Annotated in this window: 16 protein-coding genes; 6 read left to right on the forward strand and 10 right to left on the reverse strand. The window is 54.8% G+C overall.

Going from position 1 to position 19,411, the window contains the following annotated elements:
* The first annotated feature begins 9 nt into the window (after positions 1-9).
* The 3 genes from panB (at position 10) to panD (ending at position 2,145) form a co-directional block, all read left to right on the forward strand.
* A complete protein-coding gene (gene panB, locus ACREYP_RS18470; protein WP_008461851.1) occupies positions 10-804 on the forward strand; it encodes a 3-methyl-2-oxobutanoate hydroxymethyltransferase in 795 nt (264 codons plus the stop codon).
* 13 nt (positions 805-817) lie between these two features.
* A complete protein-coding gene (gene panC, locus ACREYP_RS18475) occupies positions 818-1,672 on the forward strand; it encodes a pantoate--beta-alanine ligase (RefSeq protein WP_008461848.1) in 855 nt (284 codons plus the stop codon).
* Between the two features lie 92 nt (positions 1,673-1,764).
* Positions 1,765-2,145: an aspartate 1-decarboxylase gene (gene panD / locus ACREYP_RS18480; RefSeq protein ID WP_008461846.1), complete on the forward strand. Its 381-nt coding sequence runs from the start codon at positions 1,765-1,767 to the stop codon at positions 2,143-2,145.
* A gap of 70 nt (positions 2,146-2,215) precedes the next feature.
* On the opposite strand, the gene ACREYP_RS18485 is transcribed toward panD, so the two are convergent.
* From ACREYP_RS18485 to ACREYP_RS18500, 4 genes are all read right to left on the reverse strand, one after another.
* Positions 2,216-3,466 carry a polysaccharide deacetylase family protein gene (locus tag ACREYP_RS18485; protein ID WP_008461844.1) on the reverse strand — a complete coding sequence of 417 codons (1,251 nt, stop codon included), beginning with the start codon at positions 3,464-3,466 and terminating at the stop codon, positions 2,216-2,218.
* Positions 3,467-3,557: 91 nt separating this feature from the next.
* Positions 3,558-3,989: a PTS sugar transporter subunit IIA gene (locus ACREYP_RS18490; protein ID WP_008461841.1), complete on the reverse strand. Its 432-nt coding sequence runs from the start codon at positions 3,987-3,989 to the stop codon at positions 3,558-3,560.
* Positions 3,990-4,104: 115 nt separating this feature from the next.
* A complete protein-coding gene (locus ACREYP_RS18495; RefSeq protein WP_008461840.1) occupies positions 4,105-4,875 on the reverse strand; it encodes an ABC transporter permease in 771 nt (256 codons plus the stop codon).
* Complete coding sequence (locus ACREYP_RS18500; RefSeq protein ID WP_008461839.1) at positions 4,872-5,798, reverse strand: ABC transporter ATP-binding protein; 927 nt, start codon at positions 5,796-5,798, stop codon at positions 4,872-4,874. The genes ACREYP_RS18495 and ACREYP_RS18500 overlap by 4 nt, the downstream gene beginning before the upstream one ends.
* A 97-nt stretch (positions 5,799-5,895) precedes the next feature.
* On the opposite strand from ACREYP_RS18500, the gene can reads away from it, so the two are divergent.
* Positions 5,896-6,576 (forward strand): carbonate dehydratase, encoded by a 681-nt coding sequence (can, locus tag ACREYP_RS18505; protein ID WP_008461838.1) that lies wholly within the window; start codon positions 5,896-5,898, stop codon positions 6,574-6,576.
* A gap of 66 nt (positions 6,577-6,642) precedes the next feature.
* Here the strand turns inward: can and hpt are convergent, their stop codons facing one another.
* Complete coding sequence (gene hpt / locus ACREYP_RS18510) at positions 6,643-7,179, reverse strand: hypoxanthine phosphoribosyltransferase (protein WP_008461837.1); 537 nt, start codon at positions 7,177-7,179, stop codon at positions 6,643-6,645.
* 181 nt (positions 7,180-7,360) lie between these two features.
* On the opposite strand from hpt, the gene ACREYP_RS18515 reads away from it, so the two are divergent.
* Entirely contained in the window at positions 7,361-9,766 is a 2,406-nt protein-coding gene (locus tag ACREYP_RS18515; RefSeq protein WP_336818434.1) for a glucose/quinate/shikimate family membrane-bound PQQ-dependent dehydrogenase, read from the forward strand.
* A 36-nt stretch (positions 9,767-9,802) separates the two neighbouring features.
* On the opposite strand, the gene cueO is transcribed toward ACREYP_RS18515, so the two are convergent.
* Complete coding sequence (cueO, locus tag ACREYP_RS18520; protein ID WP_336818433.1) at positions 9,803-11,395, reverse strand: multicopper oxidase CueO; 1,593 nt, start codon at positions 11,393-11,395, stop codon at positions 9,803-9,805.
* Positions 11,396-11,539: 144 nt separating this feature from the next.
* On the opposite strand from cueO, the gene ACREYP_RS18525 reads away from it, so the two are divergent.
* On the forward strand, positions 11,540-11,887 hold the full coding sequence (locus ACREYP_RS18525) for a YacC family pilotin-like protein (RefSeq protein ID WP_008461833.1): 348 nt from the start codon (positions 11,540-11,542) through the stop codon (positions 11,885-11,887).
* Positions 11,888-11,980: 93 nt separating this feature from the next.
* Here the strand turns inward: ACREYP_RS18525 and yacL are convergent, their stop codons facing one another.
* From yacL to aceF, 4 genes are all read right to left on the reverse strand, one after another.
* Positions 11,981-12,343 (reverse strand): protein YacL, encoded by a 363-nt coding sequence (yacL, locus tag ACREYP_RS18530; RefSeq protein ID WP_008461832.1) that lies wholly within the window; start codon positions 12,341-12,343, stop codon positions 11,981-11,983.
* Positions 12,344-12,536: 193 nt separating this feature from the next.
* Entirely contained in the window at positions 12,537-15,134 is a 2,598-nt protein-coding gene (gene acnB, locus ACREYP_RS18535) for a bifunctional aconitate hydratase 2/2-methylisocitrate dehydratase (RefSeq protein ID WP_336818432.1), read from the reverse strand.
* Positions 15,135-15,915: 781 nt separating this feature from the next.
* Positions 15,916-17,340, reverse strand: a complete 1,425-nt coding sequence (gene lpdA / locus ACREYP_RS18540; RefSeq protein WP_008461828.1) for a dihydrolipoyl dehydrogenase — start codon at positions 17,338-17,340, stop codon at positions 15,916-15,918.
* Positions 17,341-17,515: 175 nt separating this feature from the next.
* Positions 17,516-19,405, reverse strand: a complete 1,890-nt coding sequence (gene aceF, locus ACREYP_RS18545; protein WP_336818431.1) for a pyruvate dehydrogenase complex dihydrolipoyllysine-residue acetyltransferase — start codon at positions 19,403-19,405, stop codon at positions 17,516-17,518.
* Positions 19,406-19,411 lie beyond the last annotated feature (6 nt).

A 19,411-nucleotide genomic window follows, 5' to 3' on the forward strand; every position in this document is an offset into this window, starting at 1 on the left:
GGGATGATGATGAAACCCACTACCACCTCCACCCTGCGTAAGCTCAAGCAGGATAAAAAGAAATTCGCCACCCTTACCGCCTATGACTTTAGCTTCGCTAAGCTGTTTGCTGACGAAGGCGTCGGCGTTTTGCTGGTTGGCGATTCGCTGGGCATGACGGTTCAGGGCCACGACTCTACGCTGCCGGTCACGGTGGCAGACATTGCCTACCACACTCGTGCGGTTCGCCGCGGTGCACCAAACTGCCTGCTGCTGGCTGACCTGCCGTTTATGGCCTACGCCATGCCGGAGCAGGCGTTTGCCAACTCCGCAGAGGTAATGCGTGCCGGGGCTAACATGGTGAAAATCGAAGGCGGCCGCTGGCTGGCTGACACGGTGAAAATGCTGACGGAGCGCGCCGTTCCGGTTTGTGGTCATTTGGGATTAACGCCGCAGTCGGTCAATATTTTTGGCGGGTATAAAGTTCAGGGCCGCGACGAACAGGCCGCGCAAACGCTGCTGGATGACGCTCTGGCGCTGGAAGCCGCTGGCGCCCAGCTGCTGGTGCTGGAGTGCGTTCCCGTTGAGCTGGCTAAACGCGTAACCGAAGCGCTTTCTATCCCGGTGATTGGCATTGGCGCGGGCAACGTCACGGACGGGCAGATTCTGGTGATGCATGATGCCTTTGGGATTACCGGCGGCCATATTCCTAAGTTTGCGAAGAATTTCCTTGCTGAGACCGCCGATATTCGCACCGCGGTGCGCCAGTACATTAGTGAAGTCGAATCCGGCAGTTATCCGGGCAACGAACACAGTTTTTACTGACAGGAGATAGGTTGTGCTGATTATCGAAACGTTACCGCTGCTGCGTCAGCAGATTCGCCGCTGGCGCCAGGAAGGAAAACGCATCGCCCTGGTGCCGACCATGGGCAACCTGCACGATGGGCACATGACGCTGGTGGAAGAAGCCAAAGCCGTGGCTGATGTGGTCGTGGTCAGTATTTTCGTGAACCCGATGCAGTTTGACAGACCGGACGACTTAGCCCGCTACCCGCGCACCCTGCAGGAAGATTGCGAAAAGCTGAACCGCCGCAAGGTGGATATGGTCTTTGCCCCGGCGCCGGTTGACGTTTACCCTCAGGGCCTCGACACACAGACATTTGTGGATGTGCCGGGCATCTCCACCATGCTGGAAGGCGCCAGCCGCCCAGGGCATTTCCGTGGTGTTTCCACCATTGTCAGCAAACTGTTCAACCTCGTTCAGCCCGACGTTGCCTGCTTTGGCCAAAAGGATTATCAGCAGCTAGCGCTGATCCGCAAAATGGTCGCCGATATGGGCTACGACATTGAGATTATTGGCGTACCAACCGTGCGCGCTAAAGACGGCCTGGCGCTCAGCTCACGTAATGGCTACCTGACTGCAGAGCAGCGTAAAATCGCCCCGGGATTGAGCAAGGTCATGAACGGCCTGGCGGAAAAACTGAGCGGAGGCGACCGTGATACCGAAGAGATGCTGATCCTCGCGGCCACAGAACTGAACGAAAAAGGTTTCCGTTCTGATGACCTGCAAATCCGCGATGCGGACACTTTGCTGGAGCTGTCAGCGGAAAGCAAACGTGCGGTGATCCTGATGGCGGCCTGGCTCGGTCAGGCCCGACTGATTGATAACGTCACCGTCGATCTGGCGCAGTAGACAGCCTAAATAAAAAGGGCAATACTGCCTCGAATATCCACGGCGCGGGTGATATCCGCGCTTTTTAAGCCCAGTAACAAAGGTTCAAGTTTATGATTCGCACCATGCTGCAAGGCAAGTTACACCGCGTCAAAGTGACTCAGGCGGACTTGCATTACGAAGGCTCCTGCGCCATCGATCAGGACTTCCTTGAGGCGGCAGGCATTCTGGAATATGAAGCCATCGACATCTACAACGTCACCAACGGGAAGCGTTTTTCTACCTACGCTATCGCCGGTGAACGTGGCTCTAAAATCATCTCCGTTAACGGTGCGGCGGCACACTGCGCCGACGTCGGTGACATCCTGATTATCGCCAGCTACGTTACTATGCCAGATGAGCAGGCGCGCAGCTGGCAGCCAAAAGTGGCCTACTTTGACGGTGAGAATGAGATGAAGCGTCTCGCAAAAGCCGTGCCGGTTCAGGTCGCGTAACAACCGCCCTCGCCCTAACCCTCTCCCCACGCGGGAGAGGGATCGAACAACCCCAGTTTAGCTCACGTACTCACGATTCAGGCTGATTGGTAATCGTCCTCGACATCGTCTCCAGAGAATCCGTCCTCATAATATAAAGCCGCTTCAGCAAGAACGGGTTGTCGCCCGGTTTCACCTTCCCACGCACCGTGGTTACCGCCATATGGAATCCTGCATCGTTCGCCGCTTTTACCGCAATATCGTTATAGCCGCCAAACGGATAAGAGAGATAAAGCACGTGCGGATTGAACTGCGACAGCGCACGGCGCGAGTGCTCAAAATCAAACAGGATATTGTGGTAGCTACGGCTCAGAAGAATCGGGCGGCGGTAGTTATCCACGCGATGCAGGAAATGCGTGTGCGACTGAATATCGAACACGCTTTGAATCGCCTCCAGCTCAGAAATACTCATAAACTGCAGAGACTTTGGATTCCACGGCTGTGGATGACGCTTAATGCGCGACGAGATAATGTAAGCCGTCGCTTTAAAGCCGTACTGTTTCAGAATCGGGAACGCGTAGCGGTAGACTGATTTCAACCCGTCATCAAAGGTGATCACCACCGAGCGAGCCGGGAGATTCATACGGTTACGCAGATAACCTTCCAGCTGATACATCGTCAGCGTGGTGTAGCCCATGTCACGCAGCCAGGTCATCTGGTTGCTGAACGCAACCACCGAGGTGGTCGTCGACGTATGGCGGAAACGCGTATTTTCCTCATCACGCAGGATGTGGTGATAGGTCAGAACCGGAATGCCGTTATCCGGCTGCGCGTCCAGGCTGCTGATGTAGCCCAGGCGATTGCCAATGCGAATTTGGTACCAGGTCTGGTTCAGGCGATCTTTGAGCTTGCCGATGATTGGGTAACGCAGGTTATCTGCCAGCGTGCCGAACACCGCTGACGAAGTGGCCGGCTCGCTATAGATAGCCACGTCGCGGAAGGTGATCAAGTTTTGGTTACTCAACGGATTGTTGAGATCCCCCAGCCGGTCTTCCACTCGCTGCTTGCCTTTTACCGGGCCAAGATGCGCCTTGTCGATAAACCCGGTACCGAAGCCGAAATTAAACTCGTAGTAATCTGCGGCCGTCGGCACCACCGCCAGGATTTGCCCCTGGCCGATACGGCCGACGGAAATCACATTATCACCCACCTGCGCCCAGATATCGGCATCTTCGGTGGTTTGCATATATTGGGCGGGAGTGTCATGGCTACTGAGCAGGCTAGCCTGAGCAGTTCCGATGCTGATGACCAGCATGACGCAATAAACAAGGCGAGTTAACATGGCAAATTAGTCAGTTTTTGTCGGAAAGACGGAAGGAAGTCATTAGTTTAGCAAAAGACAGAGGAATACCAACCTCAATAGATACATACCCTTAATAATTGTGCAGCAATACAAACGGCGGGTTCTTTTGCTGCTGATGCCAAAGGCTGGTCACCGCCTCCCCGCCCTGTTCCACAATAAGCTGCCGAAAGGCTTCGCTGGAGATATTTTCCCGCTGCTCACGCATCGCTAAAAGCAGCGGCAGCGTTACCCCGGCGATAACTTCGCAATGCTCATGCTTATGGTTCATCAATGCCGCTGCCCGGTAAGGTTCCGCCCCGGTGAGATCGGTCAGAAAGATAACGCCGTCGCCCGAATCGCAGTGGTGAAGAGCATCGCACATCATCCGGCTCAGCATATTGGTGCTTAACCCGTGCCAGAAATTCACCGCACAGCACTGAGGCTGCGGCCCAAAGCGCTGCTCGAGAGCATCCAGTATCTTTTGTGCGTAGTCGTCGTGTCCGGCAATGACCCAGCCAAGCATAAAGTCTCTCCTGTTTATGGAGCGACAGTGTGCCAGAACGCTGAATAAGTAGCCTGATGCGTATCAATTTGGCGTAAAAAAATCCCCCTAAAGAGGGGGATTTAATCAGGAACTATTAGGTCCGGAGCCCGCGACCGCGCTGGATGAGATACCAGCACAACAAGTAAAACACGACGATAAAGATTGCCAGCACACCGACGGTGGTCACCAATGGCACATCGGTAATGCCCAGGAAACCAAAACGGAAGCCGCTAATCATGTAGACGATGGGGTTCAGGTGCGAGAGCGCCTGCCAGAACGGAGGCAGCAGGGTCAGGGAGTAAAACACCCCACCCAGATAGGTCAGCGGCGTCAGCACGAAGGTCGGGATCAGGCTGATATCATCGAACGTTTTGGCAAAGACGGCGTTCAGCAGACCGGCCAGCGAGAACAGAATAGCCGTCAGTACCAGCGTCAACGCCACAAACAGCCAGGAATGCACCTGGAACGGGACGAAGAACAGCGACACCGCCGTGACCAGGATCCCCACGCACAGACCGCGCGCGACGCCGCCACCAACATAGCCCGCGATGATCACGTGCGTGGGTACCGGTGCCACCAGCAGCTCTTCGATATTGCGCTGGAACTTCGCGCTGAAGAATGAGGAAGCGACGTTGGCGTAGGCGTTGGTGATCACCGCCATCATGATCAGGCCCGGCACGATGAACTGCATATAGGTGAAGCCGTGCATTTCGCCGATACGCGAGCCAATCAGGTTACCAAAGATAATGAAATACAGGGTCATGGTGATGACCGGCGGAACCAGGGTCTGGATCCAGATACGGGCGAAGCGGTGAACTTCTTTGGTCCAGATGCTTTTCAGCGCCACCCAGTACAGCTGCATCATGCCTGATCCCCTTGTTTACCGTTTACCAGCGTCACGAACAACTCTTCGAGACGGTTAGCTTTGTTACGCATACTCTGTACCTGAATCCCCTGCGCGCTTAGCTGGCTGAACACGCTGTTAATCCCCTGTTCACGCAAAACTTCGACTTCCAGCGTGGACGTGTCCACCAGCCGATACTGGTAACCGTCGAGCTTAGGCAGTGGACTTTTAGGGGCCAGATCCAGGATGAAGGTTTCTGATTTCAGCTTGGAAAGCAGCGATTTCATCGAGGTGTTCTCTACCAATTCACCACGCTGGATAATGCCGATGTTGCGGCACAGCATTTCGGCTTCTTCCAGATAGTGAGTAGTCAGAATAATGGTAGTGCCTTTGTCGTTGAGATCTTTCAGGAAGCCCCACATAGAGCGGCGCAGCTCGATGTCTACGCCGGCAGTAGGCTCGTCCAGAATCAGCAACTTAGGTTCGTGCATTAACGCACGGGCAATCATCAGGCGACGCTTCATCCCTCCCGATAACATCCGCGCACGTTCGTTGCGTTTTTCCCACAGATCGAGCTGTTTTAAATACTTTTCGCTGCGCGCTATCGCTTCGCTGCGCTCAACGCCGTAGTAGCCAGCCTGGTGCACGACGATCTGCTGCACCGTTTCAAACGGGTTGAAGTTGAATTCCTGGGGAACCAGGCCAAGCTGGCGTTTGGCGTTGACCACGTCTTTTTGCAGATCGTAGCCAAACACCCGCACGCGGCCGGAGGTTTTATTCACCAACGAACTGATAATGCCGATAGTGGTGGATTTTCCCGCACCGTTAGGGCCGAGCAGCGCATAGAAATCACCCGCTTCAACGCGAAGATCTATGCCACGTAGCGCCTGGACGCCACCGGGATAGGTTTTCGTTAACTGTTCCAGTTCCAATGCAATTGTCATGGATATTCGCTTACCTTATTCGGTACTTGTTTGAAAATTCGTTGAGTTACCCTATATTACCCCATCGCACTTCTCGGGTGACAGGCGTTAACCTCACATGAAAGACATTGATTCCCTTATCAGCAATAATGAACTTTGGTCAAAAATGCTGGTTGAGGAAGACCCCGGTTTCTTCGAAAGACTTGCCCAGGCACAAAAACCTCGCTTTCTCTGGATTGGCTGCTCCGACAGCCGTGTTCCCGCCGAACGACTTACCGGCCTGGAGCCAGGCGAACTCTTTGTTCACCGTAACGTGGCAAACCTCGTTGTTCATACCGATCTGAATTGCCTTTCCGTTGTGCAGTACGCTGTAGACGTCCTTGAAGTTGAGCACATTATTATCTGCGGTCACTACGGCTGCGGCGGCGTTCAGGCTGCGGTAGAAAACCCGGAGCTGGGCCTAATTAACAACTGGCTGCTGCACATTCGCGACCTGTGGTTCAAGCATAGTTCGCTCTTAGGGGAACTGGCACCGGAACAGCGGATGGACACGCTCTGCGAATTGAACGTCATGGAGCAGGTATACAACATCGGCCATTCCACCATCATGCAGTCTGCCTGGAAACGCGGCCAGAAAGTCACGGTTCACGGCTGGGTCTACGGTATTCACGACGGGCGCCTGCGCGACCTTGAAGTGACGGCCACCAGCCGCGAGTCACTCGAGCAGGGCTACCGCAGCGGCATAGCCAACCTGAAGAATACCCACCATAGCCACCGGAATCGCGCAGCTTCGCAATAATTCCGTGAAATGTGGATAGCAAAAAGGGCCTTTTAAGGCCCTTTTTTGTTAGCTTACGACGATTGATTACTCGTCCAGCATCACCACTTTGCCAACGAACGGCAGGTGGCGATAGCGCTGGGCATAGTCGATGCCGTAGCCAACGACGAATTCGTCTGGGATAGAGAAGCCAACGTATTCAACGTTAACATTCACTTCGCGGCGCGTCGGCTTGTCCAGTAGCGTACAAATGGCCAGAGATTTGGGTTCACGCAGGCTCAGGATCTCGCGCACTTTACTCAGGGTGTTGCCGGAGTCGATGATATCTTCCACGATCAGCACATCTTTCCCACGGATATCTTCGTCCAGATCTTTCAGGATCTTCACGTCGCGAGTGGTGGACATGCCGCTGCCGTAGCTTGAAGCGGTCATAAAATCGACTTCATGGGAAACCTGAACTTCACGGCACAGATCCGCCATAAACATAAATGAACCACGCAGTAGACCCACCAGCACCATGTCACTGCCGCTGTCGCGATAGTGTTCGGTGATTTGACGACCCAGTTCAGCGACACGGGCTTTGATCTCCGCTTCCGGGATCATCACTTCAACAGTATGTTTCATATCTCTAACCATATGATTTAAAAACAAATCATTTAATGCTGGTTCACCTGCAGCCAACACAAAATAGTGAGGCGTGGAGTATACCAGCAAATCGCCTTCACATCCCCACTTCAAAAAAAAGCCATAAATGTGACAACCATCACACTTGTTAATAACTATAATTAAATGCTATCAAAACTTTATGAGTGTGATAATTGTGAAAATAAATAAAACCGGATCGCAACTATTTGTGACCCTCTCGGCCCTCTTTGCTGTACTTTGCGGGCTCTATTTACTCTTTGGCGGGATATGGTTAGTGGCTATAGGCGGGTCGTGGTATTACCCGATCGCCGGCCTGGTGATGCTCGGCGTCGCCTGGCTGCTGTGGAAGAGCAAAGCCTCCGCGCTTTGGCTCTACGCGGCCCTGCTGCTGTGTACGATGGCCTGGGGCGTCTGGGAAGTCGGCTTCGACTTCTGGGCGCTGACGCCGCGCTGCGACGTGCTGGTGTTCTTCGGCGTCTGGCTTCTGCTGCCGTTTGTGTATCGCCGCCTGGTGATTCCAGCAAGCGGCGCGGCAGCATCGCTGGTGGTTTCCCTGCTGATTACCGCCGTTGTGCTGGTCTGGGCGGGCTTTAACGACCCGCAAGAGATCAACGGCACGCTGAATCTGGATAATGCCGCAGCTACCGCTGAGTCTTCCATTCCTGATGCCGACTGGCCAGCTTATGGCCGCAATCAGGAAGGGCAGCGTTTCTCTCCGCTCAAGCAGATCACCACGCAGAACGTGGGCCAGTTGAAGGAAGCCTGGCGTTTCCAGACCGGCGACGTGAAGCGTGCTACCGACCCGGGTGAAATCACCAACGAAGTCACCCCGATCAAAATCCGCGATATGCTTTACCTGTGTACCGCCCACCAGCAGCTGTTCGCACTGGATGCCTCCACCGGGAAAGAAAAGTGGAAATTTGACCCTCAGTTAAATACCGACCCTTCGTTCCAGCACGTGACCTGCCGTGGCGTTTCTTACCACGAAGCCACCGCGGATAACGCCCCTGCGGATGTAGTGGCCGACTGTCCTCGCCGCATCCTTCTGCCGGTGAACGATGGCCGCCTGTTCGCGCTCAACGCCGATACCGGCAAGCTGTGTGAGAGCTTTGCAAACAAAGGTATTCTGAACCTGCAGACCAACCAGCCGGTGACTACGCCAGGTATGTACGAGCCGACTTCACCGCCTATCGTGACCGACAAGGTGATTGTGATTGCCGGGGCAGTGACCGACAACTTCTCTACCCGTGAGCCTTCCGGCGTTATCCGTGGTTTTGACGTTAATACCGGTAAACTGCTGTGGGCGTTTGACCCTGGCGCGAAAGATCCAAACGCTATCCCGGATGACGAGCATCATTACACGCTGAACTCGCCGAACTCGTGGGCTCCGGCGGCATATGATGCAAAACTGGATCTGGTTTACCTGCCGATGGGCGTGACCACGCCAGACATCTGGGGCGGCAACCGCACGCCTGAGCAGGAACGCTACGCCAGCAGCATCGTGGCGCTGAATGCCACCACCGGTAAGCTGGCCTGGTCCTATCAGACCGTCCACCACGACCTGTGGGATATGGACATGCCTGCCCAGCCAACGCTGGCGGATATCACCGACAAAAACGGCAACAAAGTGCCGGTGGTGTACGCTCCGGCTAAAACTGGCAACATTTTTGTTCTGGACCGCCGCGACGGTAAATTAGTGGTGCCAGCCCCGGAGCAGCCTGTTCCGCAGGGTGCCGCCAAAGGCGACCATGTTTCCCCTACCCAACCATTCTCCGAGCTGACCTTCCGTCCGAAGAAAGATCTGAGCGGGGCGGATATGTGGGGCGCGACCATGTTCGATCAGTTGGTCTGCCGCGTGATGTTCCACAGCATGCGCTATGAAGGCATCTTTACCCCGCCTTCCGAAAAGGGGACGCTGGTGTTCCCGGGCAACCTGGGCATGTTCGAGTGGGGCGGGATCTCCGTTGACCCAAATAATCAGGTCGCGATGACCAACCCAATGGCGCTGCCGTTCGTGTCTAAGCTGATTCCACGCGGGCCGGGTAACCCAATGGAACCACCAAAAGATGCGAAAGGCTCAGGCACTGAATCCGGCGTTCAGCCGCAGTACGGCGTGCCGTATGGCGTCACGCTGAACCCGTTCCTGTCGCCGTTCGGCCTGCCGTGTAAACAGCCGGCCTGGGGCTACATCTCTGGCGTTGACCTGAAAACCAACGAAATCGTGTGGAAGAAACGTATTGGTACCGTGGAAGACAGCATGCCGTTCCCAACCGGTATTCCAATGAAATTCCGCATGGGGATGCCGATGCTGGGTGGCCCGATCTCCACCGCCGGTAACGTGATGTTCATTGGTGCTACCGCAGATAACTACCTGCGCGCGTTTGATATGCGTGACGGGAAACAGCTGTGGGAAGCACGTCTGCCAGCCGGTGGACAGGCTACGCCGATGACGTATGAAGTGAACGGTAAGCAGTATGTGGTGATTTCCGCAGGTGGCCACGGTTCCTTCGGCACGAAGATGGGGGATTATATTGTGGCGTACGCTCTGCCGGACGACGCAAAATAAAACATTGCGGGTGGCTCAGGCCACCCGCTCTTTCTTTTATGCGACGGTAAAACCAAGCATCATTCCGGTATCTTCATGCTCCAGCAGATGGCAGTGCGCCATATAGGCCGCTTCCTTTGGTGCAGCATGATCGAACTTCACCAGCACTTCGCTGCGCGCACCTTCCACCTTCACCGTGTCTTTCCAGCCCTGACGATGCGCCGCCACCGGTTTGCCGTTTTCGGACAGGATACGGAACTGGGTGCCGTGAATATGGAACGGGTGCAGCATCATGTCGCCTTCCCCGGATATCGTCCACTTCTCGTATTTCCCTTTTTGTGCAGCAAACGCCGGGGTTGCCATATCGAAAGCTTTGCCGTTGATTTTGTTGGCATTGTGGAAATCAAAGCCGTGGCTCATACCGCCGTGATTCATCTTCCCCATGCTGCCGTGGTCCATGTTCTTCATGCTGCCATGGCTCATACCGCCCATATCACCGTGGCCGTCCATCGACATGCCCGCCATCGCCTGCATGCCATATTTATCCATCAGCGCCTGCATGCCCATCATGTCGAGCATCGGATCCATCATCAGTTGCAGCCAGCGTTCAGTTGCGCCTTCCAGCGACGGGAGCGCAGGTACGTTGACCAGTTTGTCCGGCAAAGTGCCAGAGGCTGCGATAATCAGCGGCTGAATGCGAACCACCGGGGCAGGTTTGTCGAAAGGTGCCACGGTCATGCCCATTTGCTTCACCGGCAGGGTGACAATATCAAAAGGCTTGCCGTCACGGGTATCGACCAGCACCTCGAACCGTTCCCCCATCAGAATTTCCAGCTCCGTGACTTTGACTGGCTCGGCCAGCAGTCCGCCGTCGCTGGCGATGACATAGAGCGGGCGATTGTCGCTGGCAGCAATGTTCAACGAGCGGGCATTACAGCCGTTAAGCAAACGCAGGCGCAGCCAGCCGCGCGGATTGGTGTGCTGGGGATAAACGGCGCCGTTGCATAGCAGCGTGTCGCCAAACCAGCCTACGGCCGCGCTCATGACGTCCAGCTGGTAGTCAATTTCTCCGTCCTTACCGAAACGTTTATCCTGGATAATCAGCGGAATATCATCGATGCCCCACTGCTTCGGCAGCATCAGTTGGGCACTTTCGTTATCTTCAATCAATACGAGGCCACCAAGCCCCATGGCCACCTGATGCCCTGTTTTACCATGCTGATGCGGGTGGAACCAACAGGTCGCCGCACGCTGCTGCGGCGTAAAGGTGACGCTGCGTTTTGCACCGGCGGCGATAACGCCCTGCGGGCCGCCATCGACTTCGCCGCCGACCTCAAGCCCATGCCAGTGCAGCGTGGTTTCTTCTGCCAGGTTATTATGGATATCGACCGTGACCGCTTCCCCTTGCGTTAGCTTTAACGCCGGGCCAAGCAAAGCACCGTTATAGCCCCAGGTCGTGGCAGATTTCCCGGCAAAAACGCTCTTTCCTGCGTTTACGGTGAGGCGAATGCTATTTTTGGCATCCGGGGCAAGCAAAGGTGGGAAAGGCAACGCCGGACGATCGGCCGCCAGCGCGGCACGGCTCCAGAGTGGCAGCGCGCTGAAAGCCCCCAGCGCCGCGGTATATTTTAGAAAATTACGGCGATGCATAGTCAGTTCCTTTAGTTGGCATACTTGTCGGCGAGCATAAACCTTTCCCTAACGGTAAGGTCAAGTTTTAAGCTCATAATAAATATCGTCGACGCCCATTTAACTGTGTTAACGTTTCGTATCTGAGAAAAAGTGGTAGACGTGATGAAGATGGGAGTTAGGGCGTTATTACTGGGCATTTTGCTGGCTTTTTCTACCAGCAGCCTGGCGCTGAGTGAGTCTGAAGCAGAAGATATGGCCGATCTGACTGCGGTATTTGTGTTCTTAAAAAATGATTGTGGCTACCAAAACCTCCCTAACGGCCAGATCCGACGCGCGCTGGTCTTTTTTGCCCAACAAAATCAATGGGATCTCAGCAACTACGATAGCTGGAACATGAAAGCATTAGGTGAAGACAGCTACAAAGATTTGAGCGGTATTGCCATCCCCACGGCAACAAAATGCAAATCTCTGGCGCGCGATTCCTTAAGCCTGCTGGCCTACGTTAAATAACGCTTTCCCCGCCTGGCCTGAAATAATGACCGTGAAACCACGGTCATTGGCTCTAAGACCAAACAAGGTCGGGGCGGTATCAGCCCCAGCGCGTTAACGCTGCTGCAGGAATTCCCGGTAAGCGTGTACCACCTGCAGGAAGTCCTCTACGCCGCAAAAAGAGAGGCTCTCTTCGTCGTAGTAGCTCATTCCCTCTTCCATCTCATCCCCGGAAATTTCCAGCTGGTTAGCGCGGACGATGACCTCCTCCTCGTCCAGCCACAGCGTATATTCGTGCCCGGCACGCTGCCACTGCCGCTCGCTGCCTTTCACGGAAAGCACGGCCTGTTCGACTTCATCCAGAAGCGCCAGGTTACCCTTCACTTCCTCATTAAACCAGTGGCCGACAACCTCGTGCCCCATTGACATACGCACCTTCACCATACCGGTGATGTCACGCAGAAATTCATAGTCCATCGCTGTTTCCTCTACATCGCGGGGGAAATCCTCACCCACGCCTATAGGCTTAATTATCGCAGCAAAGTCAGGGGAAAACAGCGTGGCGAGTAGAAGGACGAGAAATAAAAAGGAGAAACGCAGAAGGGTCTGGAGCCCTCACCCCGGCCCTCTCCCACAGGGAGAGAGAGCACAGAGTGAGGGTATTTAGCCTTTAAACGGCAGTCTGGAAGATGACGCCGTCCGCTTTCTCGATGTACTGAGACAGCTGGTCAAAGTTCAGATAACGGTAAGTGTCTACCGCCGTTTTATCAACCTGAGTCATGAAGGTCTGATATTCGTCAGGAGTTGGCAGTTTACCCAACAGGGAAGCCACGGCCGCCAGCTCAGCAGACGCCAGGAAGACATTTGCGCCGGTTCCCAAACGGTTCGGGAAGTTACGGGTTGAAGTCGACACGACCGTCGCGCCATCTGCCACACGAGCCTGGTTACCCATGCACAGGGAGCAGCCTGGAATTTCGATACGGGCCCCGCTCTTACCGAACACGCTGTAATAGCCTTCTTCCGTCAGCTGAGCCGCGTCCATACGGGTTGGCGGCGCCACCCACAGGCGAGTTGGCAGCTGACCTTTGTGGCTGTCCAGCAGTTTACCCGCCGCACGGAAGTGACCGATGTTGGTCATGCAGGAACCGATAAACACTTCGTCGATCTTCTCCCCGGCCACGTCGGACAGCAGACGAGCATCGTCCGGGTCGTTTGGCGCACAGAGGATTGGCTCTTTGATATCGTTCAGATCGATGTCGATCACTGCCGCATATTCTGCATCAGCGTCGGCTTCCATCAACTGCGGATCTGCCAGCCATTTTTCCATGCCCTGAATACGGCGCTCAAGCGTACGACGGTCACCGTAACCTTCGGCAATCATCCACTTCAGCAGCACGATGTTGGAATTCAGGTACTCTTCGATCGGCTCGCGATCCAGTTTAATGGTGCACCCTGCGGCAGAACGCTCTGCGGAAGCATCGGTCAGCTCAAACGCCTGCTCAACTTTCAGCGTCGGCAGACCTTCGATTTCCAGGATACGGCCAGAGAAGATGTTTTTCTTGCCTTTCTTCTCCACGGTCAGCAGGCCCTGTTTGATCGCGTACAGCGGGATCGCATGTACCAGGTCACGCAGAGTGATGCCAGGCTGCATTTCGCCTTTAAAGCGAACCAGCACGGACTCAGGCATATCCAGCGGCATAACGCCGGTCGCCGCGGCAAACGCCACCAGACCAGAACCTGCCGGGAAGGAAATCCCGATTGGGAAACGGGTATGGGAGTCACCGCCGGTGCCGACGGTATCCGGTAGCAGCATGCGGTTCAGCCATGAGTGAATAACGCCATCGCCCGGGCGCAGAGACACGCCGCCACGGTTCATGATGAAGTCAGGCAGCGTGTGGTGCGTTGTCACGTCCACCGGCTTAGGATACGCCGCGGTGTGACAGAAGGACTGCATCACCAGATCCGCAGAAAAACCAAGGCAGGCAAGGTCTTTCAGCTCATCACGGGTCATCGGCCCGGTGGTGTCCTGGGAACCTACGGAAGTCATCTTCGGTTCGCAGTAAGCGCCAGGGCGAATACCTTCCACGCCACAGGCGCGGCCAACCATTTTCTGCGCCAGCGAGTAACCGCGGGTGCTAGCGGCAACGTCTTTCGCCTGAACAAATACGTCGCTATGTGGCAAGCTCAGTGCTTCGCGCGCTTTGGTGGTCAGGCCACGGCCGATGATCAGCGGAATACGGCCGCCGGCGCGGACTTCATCCAGCAGCACGTCGGTTTTCAATTCAAAGTTGGCGATCACCGCATTGGTTTCGTGGTTACGCACTTCGCCTTTGTACGGGTAAATGTCGATCACATCGCCCATATTCAGATCGTTAACGTCAACTTCGATCGGCAGTGCGCCAGCATCTTCCATGGTGTTGAAGAAGATGGGGGCGATTTTGCCGCCCAGCACAACGCCACCGCCGCGCTTGTTTGGCACATTCGGAATGTCATCGCCCATGAACCACAGCACGGAGTTAGTGGCAGATTTACGGGAAGAACCGGTGCCTACAACGTCGCCCACGTAGGCCAGAGGGAAACCTTTTTTCTGCAGCGCTTCGATCTGTTTGATAGGGCCAATTACGCCAGCCTGATCCGGCTCAATGCCTTCGCGGGCGTTTTTCAACATCGCCAGGGCGTGCAGCGGGATGTCCGGGCGGGACCATGCGTCCGGGGCCGGGGACAGGTCATCGGTGTTGGTTTCACCGGTGACTTTAAAGACGGTAACGGTGATTTTCTCGGCCAGTTTAGGGCGAGACAGGAACCACTCGGCTTCGGACCAGGACTTCAGCACTTGCTGAGCGTAGGTGTTGCCCGCTTTGGCTTTCTCTTCTACGTCGTAGAAGTTATCAAACATCAGCAGCGTATGGGACAGCGCTTTGGCGGCAATCGGCGCCAGCTTTTCGTTATCCAGCGCGTCAATCAGCGGATGAATGTTGTAGCCACCCTGCATGGTGCCCAGCAGTTCAACGGCTTTTTCAGGGGAGATCAGCGGGGAAGTGGCATCGCCTTTGGCAATGGCAGCAAGGAAACCGGCTTTCACGTAGGCGGCTTCATCAACGCCCGGCGGTACACGGTTAGTAATCAGATCTAACAGGAATGCTTCTTCACCTGCTGGTGGGGTTTTCAGCAGCTCAACCAGTGCGGCCATTTGGGTGGCATCTAAGGGTTTTGGAACAATCCCTTCTGCGGCACGTTCAGCTACGTGCTTACGGTATTCTTCTAGCACGACGGTTCTCCTCGCTCTCATTGTCATTTGGCGACACCGGATCTCTCTCTTCACGCTCCTGTGAGACAGCAGTTTGTAGGGTAAATGCCCGGTACCGCGTCGGGCAGCATAGCAGGATTTTCAGGGGGTGTTAATCTGTTTACAAAAAAGCAACATTAAAACGTTGCTGAATCGTTAAGGGGGAATAGATTACTTTTTGATATGATCCTCAGACACAAAAAAACCGCCTTTCGGCGGTTCGTTTGCCCTGACAAAGTGGTAGCACACGATGAAAGGAAATGTTTTGTGGCAAGCCCCAAACGCTGTCTATTCTGCATTTGAAAATGAATCACGGCAAGATGAATTGTACCTTTTGCGTACAACGTTATAAAAACAACTGCAACTTACTGCAAATTAAAAATGATGATTCAGCGTTCAAGCGATCTACCGTAACGTTACTCTTGGCCTGCTTCGCTGGCGTAGCAGCCAGTCGCCGGGCATGGGAGCAGATCTACCGCTCTACGTGGCAAGCCTCAAACACTTGCCTGATTCTGCCTTTCCCGGTGAAGAAGGAATCGCCGTAGCCCAAAGGGTATACACGCAATGGAAATGCGTTTGCTGTACGCGCTGCTTCTGTTGTTAGGTTCACTGCTTTCGCTGAGCCAAAGTGACTGGAATATTTCAGACATTACCGTTCAGTTCGTTTTGAACCTGGGCAATTAAGCTACTGGCCGCTCGCAAGGGCGGCCTTTTACGGACAAAAAAAACGGCCCCAAAGGGCCGCTTTATCAGACGCTGAAAGTTACTTTTTCTTCGCTTTCGCGTTTGGCAGGTCGGTGATGCTGCCTTCGAAGACTTCAGCCGCCAGGCCAACGGATTCATGCAGCGTTGGGTGAGCGTGGATGGTGAGCGCGATGTCTTCTGCGTCACAACCCATCTCGATAGCCAGACCGATTTCGCCCAGCAGCTCGCCGCCGTTGGTCCCAACAATCGCCCCACCGATAACGCGGTGAGTCTCTTTGTCGAAGATAAGCTTGGTCATACCGTCTGCGCAATCGGAAGCGATAGCACGGCCAGAAGCAGCCCACGGGAAGGTGGCGGTTTCGTAGCTGATACCTTTCTCTTTCGCTTCTTTCTCAGTCAGACCAACCCATGCAACTTCTGGCTCGGTGTAAGCGATAGATGGGATCACTTTCGGATCGAAGTAGTGCTTCATCCCGGCGATAACTTCTGCGGCAACGTGGCCTTCATGAACACCTTTATGTGCCAGCATTGGCTGACCGACGATGTCGCCGATAGCAAAGATGTGTGGCACGTTGGTGCGCAGCTGTTTGTCAACGCGGATAAAGCCACGGTCGTCAACTTCAACGCCGGCTTTGCCTGCATCGAGGTTTTTACCGTTCGGCACGCGGCCGATAGCCACCAGAACCGCGTCGTAACGCTGTGGTTCTGCAGGGGCTTTTTTGCCTTCCATGGAAACATAGATGCCGTCTTCTTTCGCTTCAACGGCAGTCACTTTGGTTTCCAGCATCAGGTTGAATTTCTTGCTGATGCGCTTGGTGAAGACTTTAACGATGTCTTTGTCTGCGGCAGGGATAACCTGGTCGAACATTTCAACCACGTCAATGTCTGAACCCAGCGCATGGTATACGGTGCCCATTTCCAGGCCGATGATACCGCCGCCCATTACCAGCAGGCGTTTAGGTACGGATTTCAGCTCCAGCGCATCCGTGGAATCCCACACGCGTGGATCTTCATGAGGAATGAACGGCAGCTCGATCGGACGGGAACCCGCCGCGATGATAGCGTTGTCGAAGTTGATCACGGTTTTACCGTTTTCACCTTCCACTTCCAGGGTGTTAGCCCCGGTGAATTTACCCAGACCGTTTACCACTTTCACTTTACGGCCTTTGGCCATACCCGCCAGGCCGCCGGTCAGCTGAGTGATAACTTTCTCTTTCCAGGTACGAATTTTGTCGATATCGGTTTTCGGCTCACCGAAAACGATGCCGTGTTCGGCCAGTGCTTTTGCTTCTTCGATAACTTTAGCAACGTGCAGCAGCGCTTTAGAAGGGATACAGCCGACGTTCAGACAAACACCACCAAGGGTGCTGTAACGCTCTACGATGACGGTTTCCAGACCTAAATCCGCGGCGCGGAACGCTGCGGAGTAACCTGCCGGGCCTGCCCCAAGTACTACGACCTGAGTTTTGATTTCTGTGCTCATCATGACCTCTTAATTTATACCCGTCGTCCACCGGGTCGTTCTATCCGCCCGCAGTTTACAAAATTGTTAACAATTTTGAAACAACAAACGGCTCACGAATTGTCGCTTTCGCCAATAACCTCACAAACACCATGAGATTACCAGAAAAAAGCCGGCCGATTGGCCGGCTTTTCAATTACATCACCAGGCGGCGAATATCAGACAACATGTTGTTGATGATGGTGATGAAGCGAGCTCCATCAGCGCCGTCGATTACGCGGTGGTCGAAGGAAAGAGACATCGGCATCATCAGACGCGGCGTGAACTCTTTACCGTTCCAGACTGGCTCCATCGCAGACTTGGAGACACCCAGGATAGCCACTTCTGGCGCGTTAACGATCGGCGCGAAGTGAGTAGTCCCGATACCGCCCAGGCTGGAGATGGTGAAGCAGCCGCCCTGCATTTCGCCAGCGGTCAGCTTGCCGTCGCGAGCTTTCTTGGAGATAGCCATCAGTTCGCGAGACAGCTCAGTGATGCTCTTCTTGTTCACGTCTTTGAAGACTGGAACAACCAGACCATTCGGGGTATCAACCGCCACACCGATGTTGATGTATTTTTTCAGCGTCAGCTTCTGGCCATCTTCGGACAGGGAGCTGTTGAAGCGAGGCATCTGCTCCAGCGCGGCCGCAACGGCTTTCATGATGAACACTACAGGAGTGAACTTCACGTCCAGCTTACGCTTAGCGGCTTCGTCGTTCTGCTGCTTACGGAACGCTTCCAGATCGGTGATATCGGTTTTGTCGAAGTGGGTAACGTGCGGGATCATCACCCAGTTACGGCTCAGGTTAGCACCAGAGATTTTCTGGATGCGGCCCATTTCCACTTCTTCGATTTCGCCGAACTTGCTGAAGTCAACTTTCGGCCATGGCAGCATGCCTGGCAGACCACCGCCGGTCGCAGCCGGAGCTGCTTCAGCGCGTTTAACAGCGTCTTTCACGTAAGCCTGAACGTCTTCACGCAGGATACGACCTTTACGGCCGGTGCCTTTCACTTTCGCCAGGTTAACACCGAACTCGCGAGCCAGACGGCGGATCAGCGGAGTCGCATGAACGTACGCGTCGTTTTCAGCGAATTCAGATTTACCTTCTGCTTTAGCAGCAGGTGCAGCGGCTTTGGCTGCCGGGGCTGGTGCCGCAGCGGCTGGAGCTGGTGCAGCAGCAGTTGGAGCCGCAGCAGGTGCAGCGCCTTCTACTTCGAAGACCATGATCAGGGAGCCGGTGGACACTTTGTCGCCGGTGCTGATTTTGATTTCTTTCACGGTACCGGCGAATGGTGCAGGCACTTCCATGGAAGCTTTGTCGCCTTCTACGGTGATCAGTGACTGCTCAGCGGCAACTTTGTCGCCCACTTTCACCATCACTTCAGTGACTTCAACTTCATCACCGCCGATGTCCGGGACGTTAACTTCTTTAGAGCCGGAAGCCGCAGGTGCTGCGGCAGCAGCCGGAGCAGCAGCCTGTGCTGGAGCGGCAGCACCTGCGGCACCCGCCACTTCGAAGACCATGATCAGAGAGCCGGTAGACACTTTGTCGCCGGTGCTGATTTTGATCTCTTTCACCACGCCCGCGAACGGCGCAGGGACTTCCATAGAAGCTTTGTCGCCTTCTACGGTGATCAGAGACTGTTCAGCAGCAACGGTGTCGCCCACTTTCACCATGATCTCGGTAACTTCTACTTCGTCACCGCCGATGTCTGGCACGTTAACGTCTTTTGCGCTCGCGGCAGCAGGTGCTGCGGCCGGAGCGGCTTCTTTCTTCTCTTCTGCCTTAGCAGGTGCAGCGTCTGCTGCACCTTCGGCGGAATCGAAAATCATGATCAGTTTGCCGGTCTCGGTTTTGTCGCCGACAGAGACTTTGATCTCTTTCACGACGCCAGCCTGTGGAGACGGAACTTCCATAGAGGCTTTATCGCCTTCTACAGTGATCAGCGACTGTTCAGCTTCAACTTTGTCGCCAACTTTGACCAAAATCTCGGTGATTTCAACTTCATCAGCGCCGATGTCTGGTACTTTGATTTCGATAGCCATTGTCTC

This window comes from Enterobacter sp. TMH.L2, assembly GCF_050847315.1.
Taxonomy (GTDB): domain Bacteria; phylum Pseudomonadota; class Gammaproteobacteria; order Enterobacterales; family Enterobacteriaceae; genus Cedecea.